This window comes from Halomonas sp. H10-59 (genome assembly GCF_040070555.1).
GTDB lineage: Bacteria > Pseudomonadota > Gammaproteobacteria > Pseudomonadales > Halomonadaceae > Halomonas > Halomonas litopenaei.
The window spans coordinates 2,190,611-2,208,350 of the sequence record NZ_CP098828.1; the positions used below are offsets into that span (position 1 = coordinate 2,190,611).

Genomic DNA, 17,740 nt, shown 5'->3' on the forward strand with positions numbered 1-17,740 from the left:
GGCTGGCGATGCGGCGTTAGCGTGGACAAGCGTTGCTGGTGCCCTTGCGACAATATCCGCTATCGTAGGCGGGTCCGTGCTGTCGATTCGTCTGATATGCCTGTTATTCCGATAACAATTCACGGTAAACAGGCTTTCTGCTGGTCGACAGCGCATAACAACAAGTGCCGAGTCAAAAGGGAGACTTCCGTGGAAGCACTCAACAATATCTTCTCCGCCATCAATGGGGTGGTGTGGGGACCGATCATGCTGATCCTGTTGCTGGGGGTGGGTATCTACCTCCAGTTGGGTCTCAAGCTCATGCCCATCCGCAAGCTGGGGATGGGGTTCAAGCTGATGTGGGGCGGGCGTGACAGCAAGTCCGAAAGCAAGGATGAAGGTGAGATCTCGCCGTTCAACGCCTTGATGACGGCGCTGTCGGCGACCATCGGTACCGGTAACATCGCCGGTGTGGCCACGGCGATCGCCCTGGGTGGCCCCGGTGCGGTGTTCTGGATGTGGATCACCGCCCTGGTGGGCATGGCGACCAAGTTTGCCGAGGCGGTGCTGGCGGTGCGCTATCGCGAGACCGATGACACCGGTTTCCATATCGGCGGACCGATGTACTACATCAAGAACGGACTCGGCCGCAAATGGCTGTGGCTGGGTGGCGCCTTCGCCTTCTTCGGCGCCGTGGCCGCCTTCGGTATCGGCAACACCGTGCAGTCCAACTCGGTGGCCGACGCCCTCGAGTCGAGCTTCGGCATCGAGCCCTGGATTACCGGTGTGGTGATCATGGTGCTGGCCGGTGCGGTGATCCTCGGCGGTATCAAGCGTATCGCCAAGGTGGCCGGCAAGCTGGTGCCGATCATGGGTATCGCCTACATCATCGCCGGTGTCAGTGCCCTGGCGGTCAATGCCGACCAGATCGGCGGCGCCCTGAGCAACATCTTCTACTACGCCTTCAATCCCCACGCCGCCATGGGAGGTTTCGCCGGCGCAGCCGTGATGGCGGCCATCCGGTTCGGTGTCGCTCGGGGTATCTTCTCCAACGAGGCCGGTCTTGGCAGCGCGCCGATCGCCCACGCCGCGGCCCAGACCAAGAACCCGGTTCGCCAGGGGCTGATCGCCATGCTCGGTACCTTCATCGATACCATCATGGTGTGCACCATCACCGCCCTGGTGATCCTGACCGCGCCGATCTGGGAGACCGGTGAGGCCGGCGCCTCGCTGACCGCGCTGTCGTTCGACAATGCCCTGCCCAATGGCTGGGGTGAGGCCATCGTGTCGATCGCCCTGGCGATCTTCGCCTTCACCACCATCCTTGGCTGGTCCTTCTATGGCGAGAAGTGCTTCCAGTTCCTGTTCGGTACCCGCTCCATCATGATCTACCGGGTACTGTTCGTGCTGGCCATTCCGGTGGGTGCGCTGGCCCAGCTTGGCTTCATCTGGCTGATGGCCGACACCTTCAACGCCATGATGGCGATTCCCAACCTGATCGCCCTGGCGCTGCTGTCGCCGGTGGTGTTCAAGCTGACCAAGGACTACTTCGACGGCAAGGACATCCTGCCGGGCGAGGCCCTTGATCACGACAAGTCCTGAGCCTGAGCCGACCACGGGAGGTGCCCTCAGGGGCACCTCCTGTCGTTGCAAGGGTTCTTTCACGAACCACGAGACGAAACGCCATGAGTGAACTCAAGACGACACCGCTGAATGCCCTGCATCGAGAGCTGGGGGCCAAGATGGTCCCGTTCGCGGGCTATGACATGCCCGTTCAGTATCCGCTGGGGGTCAAGAAAGAGCACGAGCATACCCGCGCGGCCTGCGGCCTGTTCGACGTCTCGCACATGGCGCAGATCCTGATTCGTGGCGAGAACGCGCTGGCCGCGCTGGAGACCCTGGTGCCGGCGGATCTGGTCGGCCTGCCCGAAGGCATGCAGCGCTATGGCCTGTTTACCAGCGAAGACGGCGGTATCCTCGATGACCTGATGACGGTCAACGCCGGTGACCACCTTTACCTGGTGGTCAACGCGGCCTGTCGGGATCAGGACATCGCCCATTTGCGTCGCGGGCTGCCCGACCACGAAGTCGAGGTGGTCGATCGCGGCCTGCTGGCGCTGCAGGGGCCGAAGACCGCCGATGTCATGGCGCGCCTGTGTCCGGCAGCCTGCGAGATGGTGTTCATGCAGCATGGTCGCTTCGACATCGACGGTATCCCGGTGTGGATCAGCCGCAGCGGCTATACCGGCGAGGATGGCTTCGAGATCTCGGTGCCGGCGGAACAGACCGACGCCCTGGCGCGCAAGCTGCTGGCCGAGGAAGAGGTCGAGGCCATCGGCCTGGGGGCGCGTGATTCCCTGCGCCTGGAGGCTGGGCTCTGTCTCTACGGCCACGATATCGATACCACCACCACGCCGGTGGAGGCGGGGCTGATCTGGGCCATTGGCAAGCCACGTCGTCGTGGCGGCGAGCGCGCCGGTGGCTTCCCGGGGGCTGATCTGGTGCTGCACCAGGTCGAAGTCAAGGACCACCAGCGCAAGCGCGTCGGCCTGCTGGGCGAGGGGCGTGCTCCGGTGCGCGAAGGTGCCGAGCTCTACAGCGAGGACGATCGTCTGCTTGGGCAGGTGACCTCCGGTGGCTTTGGCCCCAGCGTCGGCAAGCCGGTGGCCATGGGCTACGTCAGCCTCGATCACGCCGAGATCGGCACCACCGTGTACGCCGAGGTGCGTGGCAAGCGTCTGCCGATGACGGTGACTCGCATGCCGGTCATCACACCGGGTTACTATCGGGGCTGATAATGCGGCTGACATCTCGATAGATAACGTGTTATACCGTTATCTTCGGTGGCGTAAAGTTGCCATCGGATGAACGATCAACGGCGCCCACAGGGCGCCGTTTTTATGTCCTGGAGAAAGAGACGGCTCGGGTCTGGCGCCGGCATTGCAGGTCAGGCGATAAGTCGACGAAAGGTCAGGTTGATTCGCTCACCCGGGATCTTGCGCGGCAGCAGGGCGTGTTCGAGCTGTTCCTGGCAGCCGGGCCCCATCCACAACAGGCTGCCGCTTTCGAGCCAGACGTTGAAGGCCTCGGACGAGCGGTCCTTCCAGCGAAAGCGCATGGGACGGGTCGCCCCCAGGCTGATGGAGGCGATGGTAGGGCAGTCGCCAAGTTCCGCTTCGTTATCGCAGTGCCAGCCCATGCGGTCCTCGCCGTTGCGATAGCGGTTGATCAGTACGCTATTGAAGGCGCTGGTCGGTGTGCTCTTGTCGACGGCCGAAAACCGTTCGAGGAGGTCATTGAGACGATCACGCAAGGCCGCCACCGACGGATGCCAGGGGCAGGGCGCGAAGTCCCTGCCGGAGTAGCGATAGGCGTGATCGCCCATCCATACCTGCTGGCGGGGAATGGGATGACTGCGCCCGTAAAGGGTCAGTTCGGGCTGCTGCCAGTCGAGTTCCTGGCGCAGCCTATCCTGCAGGTCGCTGGCGTCGGACTCGCTTATGAGCCCGGGCAGGTAGTAAAGCGGCGGGGTCTCGACCAGGGTTTGGGGTGGCGCTTCGAGTGGTGCTTCGTGTAGCAATTTGAACAGCGCTTTGGGGTCATGTGGAGGCATTCAAGCAGGATGCCAGTGAAGGCTGGCTGGCGCCACCGATCAGGAGCGGTGGCGCTTGTTCTGGAGGTGCGGGCGAGATGCGGGCGAGCGGCAGTGATGCCCCCCCGAGGCGGCGTCAGTGGGACGCCGCGATCAGCAGAGTGGTCGAGGAAAGCCCGAGGCTGGCCAGGGCCATGCCATAGCCGAGCGCCGCGCCGGCAAGGACGTCACTGTAGTAGTGCAGCCCCAGGCCCACCCGCGAGATAGCGATCAAGCCCGCCAGCGGCAGCAGCCAGGGCAGCAGGGCGGGGCTGTGTACCGCGACCAGGGTACAGAACATCACCGCGTGCATGGTGTGGCCGCTGGGGAAGCTGTAGCGGTCCCTGGCCGGTTCGTTGCACTGGATGCTGCCGCCAAAGGTGATGAAGGGCCGCTCTCGACACAGACGGGTCTTCAGCAGCTTGTACACCGCGATAGCCACCACGGCGGTGAGGGTGTATTCGAGCATCAGGCGCAGACCGATATCGCGGCCGTGGATCGCCGGCAACGCCACGATCAGCGCCACCCAGATCGGCCAGTCGCCCAGCTTGCTGGAGATCTTCAAGGTGGATAGCCAGGGGCGGTGAATGCTGAGGCCGGCGGTGCGCTGGCACAGTTGCCACTCGAGCATATCCAGGCGGTCGAACATCTGCGGGATTTTAGTGGGCATGTCACATCTCCCTGGCGGTAAGTCGTCTTCTAGCGTCTTTTGTCGTCATGTGTCGTCATGTGTCGTCATGTGTCGTGCTAGGGCCCGCTTCCTGTGGCCTCCACGCCGCCGCTCGGGCCGGCGGCGGGGTGTTCAACGAGCGATCTAGGCCTTGGCGGGGTCCGACAGGCCGGTTCCCGACGTCAGGGCTTGGTGATGGGCGTCGAGGAAGGTCTGGGCGATGGATGGCCAGCGGTAGGCCAGGGCGCGTTCCCGGGCGGCGCGGCCCAGGCGGGCGTAGCGTGCCTGCTGCTGGCATAGGGCTGTCGCCTGCTGGCGGAATTCGGCGTTGTCACCGGCGGCGACGCTGACACCATCCTTGTCGGTGGTGATCAACTCGGCGCCGGCCGCGTGGCGGAAGGCTACCACCGCCAGGCCGCTGGCCATGGCTTCGAGAATGACGTTGCCCCAGGTCTCCGACAGCGAAGGAAAGACGAAGATGTCAGCGCTGGCGTAGTGGATTTGCATCTCGGCGGAATCGATGAAGCCGGTAAAGATGGCGTCCGGCAGGGCCTTTTCCAGCGATGCCCGCCCGGGGCCGTCGCCCACCACCACCAGGCGCATGTCGGGGCGCGCCTCGAGCATGTCGAGAAAGGTGTCGCGCAACAGCTCCAGGTTCTTCTCTGGCGCCAGTCGGCCCACGTAGAGCGCCACCGGCTGGTGCTGGCCGACACCCCAGCTGTCGCGCAGTTGCTGACTACGCTTGGCGGGGGTGAAACGATCGCCTTCGATGCCGCGTGCCATGACGCTGACGCGCTCGAAGCCTCTTTGCGCAAGCTCCCGGGCTTGCTGATGGGTCGGTACCAGGGTCGCCGCACAGCGATTGTGAAAATGACGCAGGCGATTGCGTACCAGTGGCGCCAGCCACGGCAGACCATAGTCCTGGCAGTAGTGATCGAAGTTGGTGTGCCAGCCGCTGACCACGGGAATGTCCAGCTTTTCTGCCGCGCGCAGGGCTGACCAGCCCAAGGGGCCTTCGGTCGCTACATAGATGGCGTCGGGACGATTGTCGCGCCATAGCCTGCGCAAACGACTGGCGGAGGCCCAGCCGATACGCACTTCCTTGTAGCGCGGCATCGACATGCCGCGTACGCGAAGTTCGTGGGCCATCCCGGTGGCGGGTTCGGTGGAGCCGTCGACGGGGGCCGGCCGGACCAGCTGCAGCGTCACGCCAAGAGCACGCAGTTCCTGGCTGATGCGCCCCAGCGTATGGGCGACCCCATTGATATCAGGAGACCAGGTTTCGCTGACCAGACAGATGCGCATGGAATTCCTCGTACCGGTCGGGCCCCGTATGGCCCGCTCCCGAGACAGGGTGATACGCCAGCATGACATCTCTAGGTCAGCGATATGAACAGGCTGTTACGGTGGCCACGGGGCCGGGCGACGGACAAGCGCATTACGCTTGCGTCGGCTCGGCCCGCAGCGCTCAGCGAAGGATGGTGTCCGGGTCGATGGGCTTGCCACCGTGGCGCATGTCGAACAGCAGATCGTGGCGGCCGGTCGAGGCATGCTTGCCGACCACGCATAGCGGGGCGCCGCGGCTCACCTGGTCCCCTTGCTTTACCAGCAGGTCGTCACACAGCGCGTAGACACTCTGCAGGTTGTCGGCGTGGTGCACGATCACCACCTGGCCCAGTTGGCGCATGCCGTCGGCGAAGCGTACCTGGCCATCGGCAACGGCCTTGGCCCGGGCGCCCTCGTCGGTGGCCAGCAGCATCGGCTGCAGGCTGCCGCGGCTGTCCTTGCCGTAACGGCGCACCACCCGGTAGTCGTCCAGCGGCCAGGGCCAGCCACGAGCGTTAGAGGCGACCGGACCGGGATCCGGCAACGAAGCGGAGCGAGAGGGGCTGGCCGTGGCTGAGCTGCTGGATGATGAGCGGCTGGCGACCGATCGGCTGGCCAGCGGCACCTGGATCACCTGGCCGACCTTGAGGTCGGTGGCGCGGACGCCAGGGTTGGCACTCTGGATGCGCTGAGCGGTGGTGCCGAAGCGCCTGGCAACGGCGCTATAGGTGTCGCCGGGGCGGATCTGATAGCGATAGGGGCCACCGGACGGCGCCCGCTCCTGATGAGAGGGCACCAGCAGGCGCTGACCCACGGCCAGGTGGCGGGCGTCGACACCCGGATTGAAGCGCTGCAGTCGCAATAGCGGTACGCCGGCGCGGCGGGCGATGGAGCCGAGGGTGTCGCCGCGCTGCACGCTGATCCAGTCGCCGGCAATGCTGCTGCCGGCGACGCTGGCGCTGCGTTGTGATGACGTCGGGGATGCCCCCTGACCGGCGCAGCCGGCCAGCAGCAGGGCGATCACCAGCGGTGCGAGTCGAGTGAGGCGTCCTTGTTCTGCCACAGGGCGTTGAGCCATGAGTGGAAGCGTTCCTTGTAGTGCGGGTCGTCGTGATAGCGCCCCTCCAGCATCCACGGCGCCACGTCGAGGCGGCGTGCATCAAGGCGAATGGCCTTCTCCTGGCCGCACAGGAAGCGCCAGAAGCTGGGTTGGCTCGACTGGTAGTCGATGGTGAGGTCGATGATGGCGTCGAGACGATCGCCGAGCAGGTTCAGTACCTGGGCGATGCCGCCGGCCTTGGGGCGCAACAGATGGCGAAAGGGGCTTTGCCTGGCCTCGCGCTTCGCCGGGGTGAAACGGGTCCCTTCGACAAAGTTGATGATGGCAATGGGGACGTCGCGGGCACGCTTGCACATGCGCTCGGTGGCCTTGCGATCGCGTTCGGCCAGGCGTGGGTTGGCGGCCAGGCGCTCCTTGCTGTAGCGGCGCATGAAGGGAAACTCCAGTGCCCACCAGGCCATGCCTACTACCGGGATCCAGATGAGCTGCTGCTTGAGAAAGAAGCGCGGCATCGGGATCTTGCGATGAAACGCCATCATCAGCAGGAAGATGTCGGTCCAGCTCCGATGGTTGGACAGCACCAGGTACCAGGCGTCCGGGCTCAGTCCCTCGGGCACCGACATGTGAAGGTCGGGCTTGATCCAGTGACGCATCCACCACAGGTTGAAACCGATCCAGTTGAGGGCGATGGCGTTGAGCCCGGCCAGCACGCGCCGCTGCCAGCGTCGCCCGGGGGTGACCACCTTGAGCAGGGTCAGGATCACCAACGGGATGGTCCAGAATAGCGTGTTGCCAACCAGCAGCAGAACGCTGATCAGGCCCTTGAGGGTCGACATTCCTTGGATAACCTCGCAACAGCAGATAGAGCGGGTGTCGCCTGGCCGTGACAGTGGGCGAGGCAGGCCCGCCAATCCTAATGGATCCGGTGCCGGCTGCCCAGTGCGAGGGTCCACGGCCATGTCGGCGTCATGCTTCGGAGAGGGTCGGTGTCTCGATATTGTTGACCAGTACCTGGAGCATGGCGCGGGCGGCCACCGACAGCTCATGGGGATTCCAGGTGACCACCCCCACGGCGCGCTCGATGACGGGATCCTTGAGCGGGCGGCAGACCGCGCCGGCCTCCTGCATCTGACGCAGGCATAGCGAGGGCACGGCGCTGACGCCCAGGCCATTGGCCACCATGCGTCCGACGCTGGCGAGCTGATGGGTCTCGAAGGCTACCTTGAGGGCCCCGTGTCGGGCACCGAGCTGCTGCTCCAGCAGGCGGCGTACCATGGAAGGCCGCTGCAGCGCCACAAAATCCCAGCTCATCAGGCTTTCCCAGTCGAGGCTTGAATGCTGTACCAGAGGCGAGCGTGGGGGCAGCACGGCCACGAAGCGGTCGTGAAACAGCGGAGTGAAGTGCAGGCTGCCGGTGGCCTCCGGCTCGAAGGCGATGCCCATCTCCACCTGGCGCTGGCGCACCATGTCGATCACCTGCTCGTTGACCACGTCATGTACGGTGACGTTGATACGCGGGTGCTGGCGGTGAAACACCCCCAGCGCCGGGGCCAGCAGATTGCCGGCAAAGGCCGGCATGGCGGCCAGGGAGAGCCGTCCAAGTTGCAGGGTGAAGCGTTGGCGCAGGGCGTCCTCGGTGTTGTCCCATTCCACCAGCAAGCGTTTGGCCAGCGGCACCAGGGACTCACCTTCGGGGGTCAGGCGGACGCTTCGGGTCGTGCGGATCAGCAGTCTACCGCCTAGGCTGTCCTCGAGACCCTTGATCGCCAGGCTCAGCGCCGGCTGGGAGAGGTGGAGCTGTTCACAGGCCTGGGTGAAGCTCAGGGTTCTGGCCACCGCCAGAAAGGCACGCAGTTGCTTGACGGTCACGACATGCTACCAAGGTCAAATTTATTTAAAGATATAAATAATCAATAAAGAAAACAAACTTAACAAATATATGGGGGCGAGCAACACTGCCTTCAGTGCTACCTTGAGGCAGGGCGGGGCACCGGAACGGTGCCGGTTCGCCACCTCTCCTTTCACTTTCATCGACAGACGAGGCGCCCCACATGGCCGGATTCGACAAGCGCGTGTATTCCTATGAAGAGGCGATGGACGGCATCGAGAGCGGTATGACGGTGCTGGCCGGAGGCTTCGGTCTCTGCGGCATTCCGGAGAACCTGATCGCCGAGATCAAGCGTCGCGGGGTCAAGGACCTCACGGTGGTCTCCAACAACTGTGGCGTCGATGGCTTTGGCCTCGGGGTGCTGCTGGAGGACCGTCAGATCAGCAAGATCCTGGCCTCCTACGTGGGCGAGAACGCCCTGTTCGAGCGTCAGATGCTCGACGGCGAGATCGATGTGCAGCTGACCCCGCAGGGGACGCTGGCCGAAAAGATGCGCGCCGGTGGTGCCGGTATTCCCGCCTTCTACACGGCAACCGGCTATGGCACCCCCATCGGTGAGGGCAAGGAAGTGCGCGAATTCAACGGTCGCCACTATATCCTCGAAGAGGCCATCGTCGGTGACTTCGCCATCGTCAAGGGCTGGAAGGCCGATCGCTACGGCAATGTGGTCTATCGCAAGACCGCCCAGAACTTCAATCCCATGGTCGCCACCGCCGGCAAGATCACGGTGGTCGAGGTCGAAGAGATCGTCGAGCCGGGCGAGCTGGATCCGGCCGAGATCCACACGCCCGGTATCTACGTCGACCGCCTGATCCAGGGCACCTTCGAGAAGCGTATCGAGAAGCGCACCGTACACCAGGGCTGATCAGGCGCATCGCCCTGACGCAACGACTTCTCCAAAGAACAGCAAAGAGGCATCAAGATGGCACTCACTCGTGAACAGATGGCGCAGCGTGTCGCGCGCGAACTCGAAGACGGCTTCTACGTGAACCTGGGCATCGGCATTCCGACCCTGGTGGCAAACTATATTCCGGAAGGCATGGACGTGATGCTGCAGTCCGAGAACGGTCTGCTCGGCATGGGGCGTTACCCCACCGAGGAAGAGGTCGATCCGGACATGATCAACGCAGGCAAGCAGACCGTCACCGCGCGTCCGGGGTCGGCGATCTTTTCCTCGGCGGAGTCCTTCGCGATGATTCGCGGCGGTCACGTCGACCTGACGGTGCTGGGCGCCTTCGAGGTTGACCAGAACGGCAACATCGCTTCCTGGATGATCCCGGGCAAGCTGATCAAGGGCATGGGCGGAGCCATGGACCTGGTGGCGGGTGCCGAAAACATCATCTGCACCATGACCCATGCCTCCAAGGACGGCACCTCCAAGCTGCTGGAGTCCTGCAGCCTGCCGCTGACCGGTGCCGGCTGCATCAATCGTGTGCTGACCGATCTGGCCTATCTGGAGATCGACAACGGCGCCTTTATTCTCAAGGAGCGGGCACCGGGCGTCAGTGTCGAGGAGATCAAGGAAAAGACCGCCGGCAAGCTGATCGTGCCGGATGACGTTCCGGAAATGGTCTTCGACTGACCAAAACGCCCTTTGACCAGCGTCACCCTTGCCGAGCCAGCATGTTCTGCTGGCTGATACCTTGAGCGACAACAAGGTTTTGGCACCCTCGCAGCGGCCCGGCTTACGCCGGGCCGCTGGCGTTTGCGAGACCCTGTCGCGGTTGCCGAATTTATGACCATCTTGAGTCCGGTGCCGCAGTGATCGGGCTTTTGGACGGTTCAAACGCCTTGATGCACAGCTTTATCCACAGAATCTGTGGATGAACCTCGTGGGAGGGATGGAGACTCGAGCCCTGGCAGGTACAATGCGGCGCCCAGGTCACTGGTCGAGACGGGCTCTCGGCCGGCCATTCGCCATCGCCACGGAGGTCTCTGTTGCGCGCACTCCCTGCCACTCTCCCGGTTCTGTTCCTGTGTGAGATCAGCTTCCTGCTGGGTCACGGTCTGATCATGACCCTGCTCGGGGTCCGCATGTCGCTGGAGGGCTTCCCCTCCCAGATGGCGGGGCTTCTGATGTCGAGCTTCTCGCTGGGGTTCGTGGCCGGAAGCTACTGGCTCGAGAAGCGCATTCGCAGCGTCGGCCATATTCGCGTGTTCGCCGCCTGTGCGGCGTCGCTGGCGGTTACCGCCATGCTTCATGGACTGTGGATCAATCCCTGGGCCTGGCTGGTCTGGCGGCTGATCGGGGGTGGTGCCACGGCGGGCCTGTTGATGGTCATGGAGTCCTGGGTGTCGGGGGAGTCCAGCAACGATAATCGCGGTCGCGTGCTGGGCTGGTACATGGTGATTTCGACCACCTCGCTGGCCGGCGGCCAGTGGATGCTCAATCTGGCCGACCCGGGCGGCCCGGTACTGTTCTCGGTGGTGGGGATGCTGTTTGCGCTGTCGCTGGTCCCGTTGTCGATTCATCGCATCCACGGGCCCAGTCGTCACCACGACGTGACGCCGCGCAAGATTCGTCTGTCGACCCTGTATCGGCGGGCGCCGGTGGGCCTGGTCGGTGCCTTTACCGGCGGCCTGATGGTGCAGGCGTTCTTCGCCATGACTCCGTACTACGGTCAGGAAATCGGCCTGACCACCGCCCAGACCGCCAAGTTCATGGCGGTTACCACCCTAGTGGCGCTGGTCGCCCAGTGGGGGCTGGGACGGGTTTCGGATCGTCTCGACCGGCGTCGCGTCATTCTGTGGATGGCGATCGTGATGACCGTCACCGGTGCTCTGATCTCGGCGGCGGCCGGTGCCAGCTTCTGGCTGCTGCTGGCGATCGCCTGCGGCCACACTGCCATGCTGCACACCCTGTACTCGCTCAGTCTGGCCCATACCAATGACTGGCTCGAACCCGAGGAGGTGGTCGCTGCCAATGCCAAGCTGATGATCTGGTACGGCATCGGCTCGGTCATCGGGCCTTTCAGTGCCTCGCTGGTGATGCAGGCGGCGGGTCCCGACGGACTGTGGCTGTTTCTCGGCATGGCGGCCTTTGCCCTGGCCATGTTCGTGATGGTCAGGCTCCACGGTGAGCGGGGCAAGTCGGTCGAGCAGGAGCCCTTCGTCGCTCAGCCGGTGATGGAGACTCCGCACTTCGCCGAGATCGATCCCCGCTACGAGCCCCAGCAGCTTGAGCTGGACCTGGAGGGTGAAGAAGAGCACACAGCCGACGCCGTCGGCGGACGCCAGGGCGTCAGGTGATTTCGCAGCGGCTGTGGGGTGGCAGCATCACGTCGGCGGTACGTTGCTGGCCCGCACTGGCCTGTTTTTCCAAGAGCAGCAGGCCGCCGAGCTGCACCCGATGTTCATCTCCCAGGGCGAACGCCAGACGCCGAGAACAGGTCGGGTAGAAGCGGTGTTCGACCATCGCCGACAGCGGGAGCGCCAGATCCTCGTTCTGTCCGGCGTGCAGGCCATGTTGCTGGAGTGCCTGGTCCAGCTCGACCAGGCTTCTGTCGAGTCTGCGGCAATCGAAGGCGACGTGATGCACCCGGGGGCCCATGACCGCCAGCCAGCCGGCCAGTGGATGGGCGCGATGAAGCTGCTGGTAGCTGTCCCAGTCAGGCATCGACCAGGGGCGGTTGGCGCCAAGCAATGGGGTTCGTTCTGCGTTGCCGGTGGCGACCAGCTTCAGCAGAGTATCGCGAGGCTGGCGCGACAGACGGGTGGTCTGCAGCTCGACGATGTTCAGTCTCGGCCCTTCTTCACGGCCGGCGAACAGGCAGGCGAGCAGGCCTCGGTCGGGCAGGGCGTAACGATATAGAGGGCGGTAGCCGTGCTGTTCAAGATCTGGCAACAGGGAGGCCAGGCTCCAGGGGGACTGGCTCACGGTGACCAGCGTGAAGCACTCGACCGGCGCATCCACCGGCCACAGGCGCAGCGCACCGATGTCAGGGTGCTGATGGACGTAGTCCAGCCACAATTGCTGAACGAAGCGCTGCTGCTCTGTCATTGCCGATCCTTGCCTGCCAGGAAGCCTGTTCTGTGAGTATAGGCAGGAAGGAGGGACGATCTTTCAACGACGGGCGAACGTTCAACGGTTTCGGCGGCCAGACGGGTGAGGGCAAGCTCTGTTGGCCAGGATGGGCAGGGCAGGTGGCATGACCAGGCGCACGTTTCGTGGGGTCTTCAGCAAAAAAACGGGAAGCCCGTGTGGGCTTCCCGTCTTGTTACCGGCTGTGCCGTCGGTTCAGGCAGGCATCAGCTCATTGTCGCGAACGTACTGGTCGAACTCGGTGAAGCCGCCCACGTGGGTCTGGTCGACGAAGATCTGCGGCACGGTGGTGACCGGCTTGCCGATGGTCTTTTCCATATCGGCCTTGGTGATGCCTTCTTCGTGAATATCCACGTAGCGGTAGCCCTCGATGCGACCGGCGTCACTCAGAGAGTTGGCGAGCTCCTTGGCGCGTACGCAGAAGGGGCAGCCGGGGCGACCGAAGATGACAACAATCATGAAAGCTCCTCGCATCGTTGATGCAGTGGGTAGTGTTGAATCAGCGACCTGTCCGGCGCCATGCAGCGGGACGGTCAATGAGTAAGTGGATGGCGCGCATTGTGACGGATTGCGTCGTGGAAGGCCAATAGCGTTGCTGAATGCCGTTCGATCGAACACGGCTATCGGCATGGCGAAAAGTCGACGCTCAACCGATACCGATATCGCGCAATTCCCCTGCGTCGGCCTGGCGCAGCAGCTCTCCGAGTTCGTCGAAGATCGCCGGGGCGCTGACCAGCAGGTTCTCGCCGTAAAGGTCCTCGGGCAGGCCCTCCGGGCAGGGATACAGGTGCCCGGTGCGGGCGCCGGCCTCTCGGGCGATCAGCCAGCCTGCGGCGAAATCCCAGGGAGAGACGGTTTCGTAGTAGGCGTCCAGGCGGCCACAGGCGACATCGCACAGATCCAGGGCGGCGGCGCCGTTGCGACGCACATCGCGACAGTGGTGAAGCACCGCGCCAAGGCGTCGCATCAGAGGCAGTCGGCTGTCACGCCGGTACGGAAAGCCGGTACCGACCAGGCTCTGCTCGAGGGACTCGCTCTGGCTTGCGCTGATCGACTGTCCATTGCGCCAGGCACCCTTGTCGCGTATCGCGGTGAAGGTCTCGCCGAGGAAGGGGGCATGGACCACGCCCAATTGGGTGACGCCATCCTTGACGTAGGCGATGGACACCGCCACATGGAAAAGTCCGTGGGCAAAATTGACGGTACCATCGATGGGATCGACCACCCACAGGGCGCCATCTTCTTCCACGGCATCCTTGTCGGGGGCCAGCTCCTCGCTGAGGCGGTCCTCGCCGGGGAAGGCCGATTCCAGGCGTTCGGTGATCATGGTGTCCACCGCCACGTCGGTATCGGTGACCAGCTCCTGGCCTTCCTTGAAGTGATGCTTGAGGTCGTCACCTTCGCGGGCATCGCGGATCATCTTGCCAGCCGCCGTGGCGATGTCGATGGTGGCTTCCAGACGTTCCTCGAGGGTCATGGGCGACTCCTTGCAGGGGGAGGGATTTTGGCTGAAGTCTAACATTCCCGTTCGGCGCGTGCCTGTGGGTGTCGAGGACAGTAACGGGGTATCAAGGGTTCAACAGTGACAGGAAGGTGTGATGTCTGCGTTATCGATGGAGCAGTACCGGCGGCTGGAACGTCTTGCCAGGGAATTCAGTGATCGTCACCTGCGAGCGTTCAAGGCGCGTCCGGAGTTTCACCCCCGGCTTGCGGTGGATGCCTTGTGTTTTGCGCCCTGTCCTGGCCGGCCTGGATGGCTGGTTGGCGCCTGGCTGACGCCCTGCGACCTGTCGCTGGCGCTGGTGCGGGAATCCGCCGAGGCGTGCGATACGGACACGGCTGGGCCTCAGGTGCTGGAGCTGCCAAGGGGGGAATTCGAGCTGGAGCCGGAAATCATGGCCGGGGACATATTGTGGCGCTGCCTGCTATTGAACGACCTTGGCGATGTCGACGACATGGGCGAGGCCTGTCGCCTGGCACAGCGGCTGATGGACAAGGTGATGACGGCCCCCGAGTGAGCGATCGAGACCTTTGTCCGGCTGGCGCTGCAATGCAGCACTGGCATATGCTGGGATGCTGATGTAGGCATTGGCAGGCATCGTCATCAGCGACGCCACCCGTTCGACGGGTGATGTGTTCCAGACCCAGAGGAGAGCAATAGTGAGCGATCATTCCACTCCCAGAGTTGCCCTGGTGACCGGCACCAGCAGCGGCATCGGTGCGGCGGTCGTCGCCCATCTGCGTGCTCAGGGGCATCAAGTCCTGGCGGTCGACTTCAACCCGGCCGGACGGGAGGTGGCCGAGGCCGAGGGTGCGGTCTTCCACGAGGCCGATCTCACCCAGGCCGAGGCCTGTCGCGGCGCCGTCGATGAAGCCCTGAGGCGTTTCGGGCGGCTGGATATTCTGGTCAACAACGCCGGCATCCAGCACGTCGCTCCCATCGAGGAGTTCCCCCAGGAAAAATGGCGTCAGATCATCGATCTGATGCTGACCGCGCCCTTCCTGCTGACCCAGGCGGCCTGGCCGTCGATGCGCGAGAATGGTTGGGGGCGCATCGTCAATATCGCCTCGGTCCATGCCCAGGTGGCCTCGCCCGGCAAGGCCGCCTACATCAGCGCCAAGCACGGCATGATCGGACTGACCAAGACCGCTGCGCTGGAAGGCGGCGCCCAGGGCATCACCGCCAACGCCCTGTGTCCGGCCTACGTCAAGACGCCACTGGTGGACAATCAGATCGCCGACCAGGCCAGACTCCATGGCATGGAGGAGCAGGAGGTGATCGAACAGATCATGCTCAAGAATGCCGCCGTGAAGCGCTTGATCGCCCCCTCCGAGGTGGCGAGCCTGGTGGGCTATCTTGCCTCGGATGCGGCCGGTGCAGTCACCGGCGCCAGCTGGAATATCGATCTGGGCTGGACCGCCCAGTAAAGCACGCTGTAGCAGAGCCTCCGTTTCAGAGCCTCTGTTGCAGACCCCCCGGCGCTTGGCCCTTCGTGTTGAGAGTCTGGGGGTAAAATGCACGGGCGCAAAGACCTCTGATCTAGAGGCGCCTGGCGCAATGAAGGACGGTAGAGAGGGCCGGTAGAGAGAGGGCTGGTAGAGACACACCTGACGTCGGACAGCGCCTAGCGTGTTGAGCTTAAACAAGAGACGCAGCCCTTGGGCTGCGTCTCTTTTTGTATCGGGTGTCCGCTGTATCGGGGGGCTGTCACCGGCAGCGTACGCTGGTGTCATCAACGCCGGACAGGACGCTTCTGCAGTTTGCGCTGCAGGGTGCGACGGTGCATGCCGAGCGCCCTGGCGGTGGCCGAGATGTTGCCGTCGTGTTCCTGCAGCACCTTCTGGATATGCTCCCAGGTCAGGCGGTTGATCGACGGCGGGTTGTCTGCCACCTCGGTCTCGGGATTGCCCTCACGCTGTTCCAGGGCGCTGAGTACCTCGTCGGCGTCCACTGGCTTGCACAGGTAGTTGACCGCCCCGAGCTTGATCGCCTCCACCGCCGTGGCGATGCTGGAGTAGCCGGTCAGCACCACGATGCGGCAGTCGGGAACCACCTCCAGCAGTTCGGGCAACAGCTTCAACCCCGAGTCCTGGTCGAGCTTGAGGTCCAGGGTGGCGACCTCAGGCTGGTGGCGACGCGCCAGTTCCAGCGCCTGGGTGGCGTCATGGGCCACCTCGACCTCGTGGCCGCGGCGCTGCATGGCGCGTTCGAGTACGTGGCAAAAGACCTCATCGTCATCGATGATCAGTAGCCGGTGTGCGGTGTCTTGCATGATGTCCTCGTGAATGGAGACTCAGCCGACGCGGGGCAGGGTGACCTCGGTCAGGGTGCCGCCGTCGTGATGATTATACAGACTGACGCCCCCGCCGAAGCGATTGATGGTGGCATGGGTCAGGAACAGGCCGATTCCCAGTCCCTTGCTCTTGGTCGACACGAAGGTCTCGCCGAGCTGGTCGGCGATCGACATGGGGATGCCTGGCCCATGATCGCGGATATCGATGATCACCCTGTCGGCGGTCCAGTCGAGCTGGATCTCGATATCGTCTGGCTGGGCGTCGGCGGCGTTGTTCAGCAGGTTGGTCAGCGCCTGGTCCAGGGTGGTATCCACCGCGATCGATGGCTGGCCGCGTCTGCGTGCGACCTCAAGGCGATGGGTAACGTCCGGGCGCAGCACCAGCCAGCGGTCGATCACGCCGTCGAGCCAGCTCTGGGCGTCGCGGGTCTCCGGCTCGTCTTTGCGCCGGAGGTCGGCGCTTTCGACCAGGTTGCGCAGGCGCGCCTTGCAGGTGTCAACCTGCTGGCGCAACAGGTCGATATCTTCCACCAGCCTGGGGTCGTCGTGGTATTCGTTCTTGAGTTCGGACAGCACTACCGCCATGGTCGACAGCGGCGTGCCGAGTTCGTGGGCGGTGCCGGCGGCCTGGGTCGCCACCGCCAGCACCTGTTCCGAGCGCAGCGCCGCCTCGCGAGTCCGAGCCAGCGTCTGGTCGCGATGGCGCAGGGCGTGGGCCATCTTGTAGATGAAGAAGGTCACCAGCCCTGCCGACAGGAAGAAGTTGAGCCACATGCCGAGCACGTGAAGGTTGACGCTGGAGGCATAGTGGGAGCCCAGCTGTGGCACCGGATGGTAGGCCACCATCAGGGCGCTGTAGGCGGCCATGGCGGTGAGCGCCAGGATCCAGGCGTGACGCCAGGGCAGGGTGGCGGCGGCGATGGTCACCGGCACCAGATAGTAGGTGATGAAGGGATTGGTCGCACCGCCGGTGAAGTAGAACAGCAGGGTCAGCCCGGCCACGTCCAGCAGCAGGTGGATCAGGTACTCGTGATGGCTTACATCCCTGGGCCGGCCCAGGCGCCACCAGGTGGCGATATTGATCAGGCCCATGGCGACGATCACCGCGATCACCGCAGGAACGTCGAGGGCGAAGTCCAGCAGCTCGATGCCGACGATGATGGCGACCAGAAAACCGGTCCAGGTGATGCCGCGTACAAAGGTCAGGCGGATCAGATTGCGGTTGGGCGTCGACAGTGGCAATGGAAGGGCGGCAGGCATGATCTCTCCCTCGATGAGTGGCGGCATGATAGCGCATCGCAGGCCCGACCGTCGTGGGGCGCGCGCAACAGGCCTGGCGCCCGAATCGGC

18 protein-coding genes are annotated in these 17,740 nt (G+C 64.0%); 7 read left to right on the forward strand and 11 right to left on the reverse strand.

Going from position 1 to position 17,740, the window contains the following annotated elements:
* Positions 1 to 189 precede the first annotated feature (189 nt).
* A complete protein-coding gene (locus NFG57_RS09540; protein ID WP_045991478.1) occupies positions 190 to 1,581 on the forward strand; it encodes a sodium:alanine symporter family protein in 1,392 nt (463 codons plus the stop codon).
* Positions 1,582 to 1,664: 83 nt separating this feature from the next.
* Positions 1,665 to 2,774, forward strand: a complete 1,110-nt coding sequence (gene gcvT / locus NFG57_RS09545) for a glycine cleavage system aminomethyltransferase GcvT (RefSeq protein ID WP_108133574.1) — start codon at positions 1,665 to 1,667, stop codon at positions 2,772 to 2,774.
* 152 nt (positions 2,775 to 2,926) lie between these two features.
* On the opposite strand, the gene NFG57_RS09550 is transcribed toward gcvT, so the two are convergent.
* The 6 genes from NFG57_RS09550 to NFG57_RS09575 all read right to left on the reverse strand — a co-directional run bounded on the left by NFG57_RS09550 (position 2,927) and on the right by NFG57_RS09575 (position 8,535).
* Positions 2,927 to 3,559, reverse strand: coding sequence for an alpha-ketoglutarate-dependent dioxygenase AlkB (locus tag NFG57_RS09550; protein ID WP_348816057.1), 633 nt, complete (start codon positions 3,557 to 3,559; stop codon positions 2,927 to 2,929).
* A 148-nt stretch (positions 3,560 to 3,707) separates the two neighbouring features.
* A complete protein-coding gene (locus NFG57_RS09555; protein ID WP_348816058.1) occupies positions 3,708 to 4,280 on the reverse strand; it encodes a phosphatase PAP2 family protein in 573 nt (190 codons plus the stop codon).
* 144 nt (positions 4,281 to 4,424) lie between these two features.
* Positions 4,425 to 5,585 (reverse strand): glycosyltransferase family 1 protein, encoded by a 1,161-nt coding sequence (locus NFG57_RS09560; protein ID WP_045991475.1) that lies wholly within the window; start codon positions 5,583 to 5,585, stop codon positions 4,425 to 4,427.
* A 163-nt stretch (positions 5,586 to 5,748) separates the two neighbouring features.
* Positions 5,749 to 6,684 carry a LysM peptidoglycan-binding domain-containing protein gene (locus NFG57_RS09565; RefSeq protein WP_348816060.1) on the reverse strand — a complete coding sequence of 312 codons (936 nt, stop codon included), beginning with the start codon at positions 6,682 to 6,684 and terminating at the stop codon, positions 5,749 to 5,751.
* Positions 6,627 to 7,502 (reverse strand): acyltransferase, encoded by an 876-nt coding sequence (locus tag NFG57_RS09570; RefSeq protein WP_213229070.1) that lies wholly within the window; start codon positions 7,500 to 7,502, stop codon positions 6,627 to 6,629. The genes NFG57_RS09565 and NFG57_RS09570 overlap by 58 nt, the downstream gene beginning before the upstream one ends.
* 130 nt (positions 7,503 to 7,632) lie before the next feature.
* Positions 7,633 to 8,535, reverse strand: coding sequence for a LysR substrate-binding domain-containing protein (locus NFG57_RS09575; RefSeq protein ID WP_348816061.1), 903 nt, complete (start codon positions 8,533 to 8,535; stop codon positions 7,633 to 7,635).
* 182 nt (positions 8,536 to 8,717) lie between these two features.
* Here NFG57_RS09575 and NFG57_RS09580 point away from each other — a divergent pair, with 182 nt between their 5' ends.
* From NFG57_RS09580 to NFG57_RS09590, 3 genes are all read left to right on the forward strand, one after another.
* Positions 8,718 to 9,419 carry a CoA transferase subunit A gene (locus NFG57_RS09580; protein ID WP_045991472.1) on the forward strand — a complete coding sequence of 234 codons (702 nt, stop codon included), beginning with the start codon at positions 8,718 to 8,720 and terminating at the stop codon, positions 9,417 to 9,419.
* 57 nt (positions 9,420 to 9,476) lie between these two features.
* A complete protein-coding gene (locus NFG57_RS09585; protein WP_045991471.1) occupies positions 9,477 to 10,136 on the forward strand; it encodes a CoA transferase subunit B in 660 nt (219 codons plus the stop codon).
* A gap of 356 nt (positions 10,137 to 10,492) precedes the next feature.
* Positions 10,493 to 11,803 (forward strand): MFS transporter, encoded by a 1,311-nt coding sequence (locus NFG57_RS09590; RefSeq protein WP_348816062.1) that lies wholly within the window; start codon positions 10,493 to 10,495, stop codon positions 11,801 to 11,803.
* Here the strand turns inward: NFG57_RS09590 and NFG57_RS09595 are convergent.
* From NFG57_RS09595 to NFG57_RS09605, 3 genes are all read right to left on the reverse strand, one after another.
* Complete coding sequence (locus NFG57_RS09595; protein ID WP_108133580.1) at positions 11,796 to 12,554, reverse strand: DUF1338 family protein; 759 nt, start codon at positions 12,552 to 12,554, stop codon at positions 11,796 to 11,798. The genes NFG57_RS09590 and NFG57_RS09595 overlap by 8 nt on opposite strands.
* A gap of 237 nt (positions 12,555 to 12,791) precedes the next feature.
* The gene (locus NFG57_RS09600) at positions 12,792 to 13,055 is read right to left on the reverse strand and encodes a GrxA family glutaredoxin (RefSeq protein ID WP_045991468.1); all 264 of its coding nucleotides are present in this window, start codon (positions 13,053 to 13,055) and stop codon (positions 12,792 to 12,794) included.
* A 187-nt stretch (positions 13,056 to 13,242) separates the two neighbouring features.
* Positions 13,243 to 14,073, reverse strand: a complete 831-nt coding sequence (locus NFG57_RS09605) for an inositol monophosphatase family protein (RefSeq protein WP_045991467.1) — start codon at positions 14,071 to 14,073, stop codon at positions 13,243 to 13,245.
* A 121-nt stretch (positions 14,074 to 14,194) separates the two neighbouring features.
* Between NFG57_RS09605 and hybE the strand changes: the two genes are divergently transcribed.
* Together hybE and NFG57_RS09615 are read left to right on the forward strand one after the other, a co-directional pair.
* Positions 14,195 to 14,614 (forward strand): [NiFe]-hydrogenase assembly chaperone HybE, encoded by a 420-nt coding sequence (gene hybE / locus NFG57_RS09610; protein ID WP_108447907.1) that lies wholly within the window; start codon positions 14,195 to 14,197, stop codon positions 14,612 to 14,614.
* A gap of 139 nt (positions 14,615 to 14,753) precedes the next feature.
* Complete coding sequence (locus NFG57_RS09615; protein ID WP_348816171.1) at positions 14,754 to 15,524, forward strand: 3-hydroxybutyrate dehydrogenase; 771 nt, start codon at positions 14,754 to 14,756, stop codon at positions 15,522 to 15,524.
* 305 nt (positions 15,525 to 15,829) lie between these two features.
* Here the strand turns inward: NFG57_RS09615 and NFG57_RS09620 are convergent, their stop codons facing one another.
* Complete coding sequence (locus NFG57_RS09620; RefSeq protein WP_045991464.1) at positions 15,830 to 16,369, reverse strand: response regulator transcription factor; 540 nt, start codon at positions 16,367 to 16,369, stop codon at positions 15,830 to 15,832.
* Positions 16,370 to 16,390: 21 nt separating this feature from the next.
* Positions 16,391 to 17,650 carry an ATP-binding protein gene (locus tag NFG57_RS09625; RefSeq protein WP_348816063.1) on the reverse strand — a complete coding sequence of 420 codons (1,260 nt, stop codon included), beginning with the start codon at positions 17,648 to 17,650 and terminating at the stop codon, positions 16,391 to 16,393.
* Between the last annotated feature and the right edge of the window lie 90 nt (positions 17,651 to 17,740).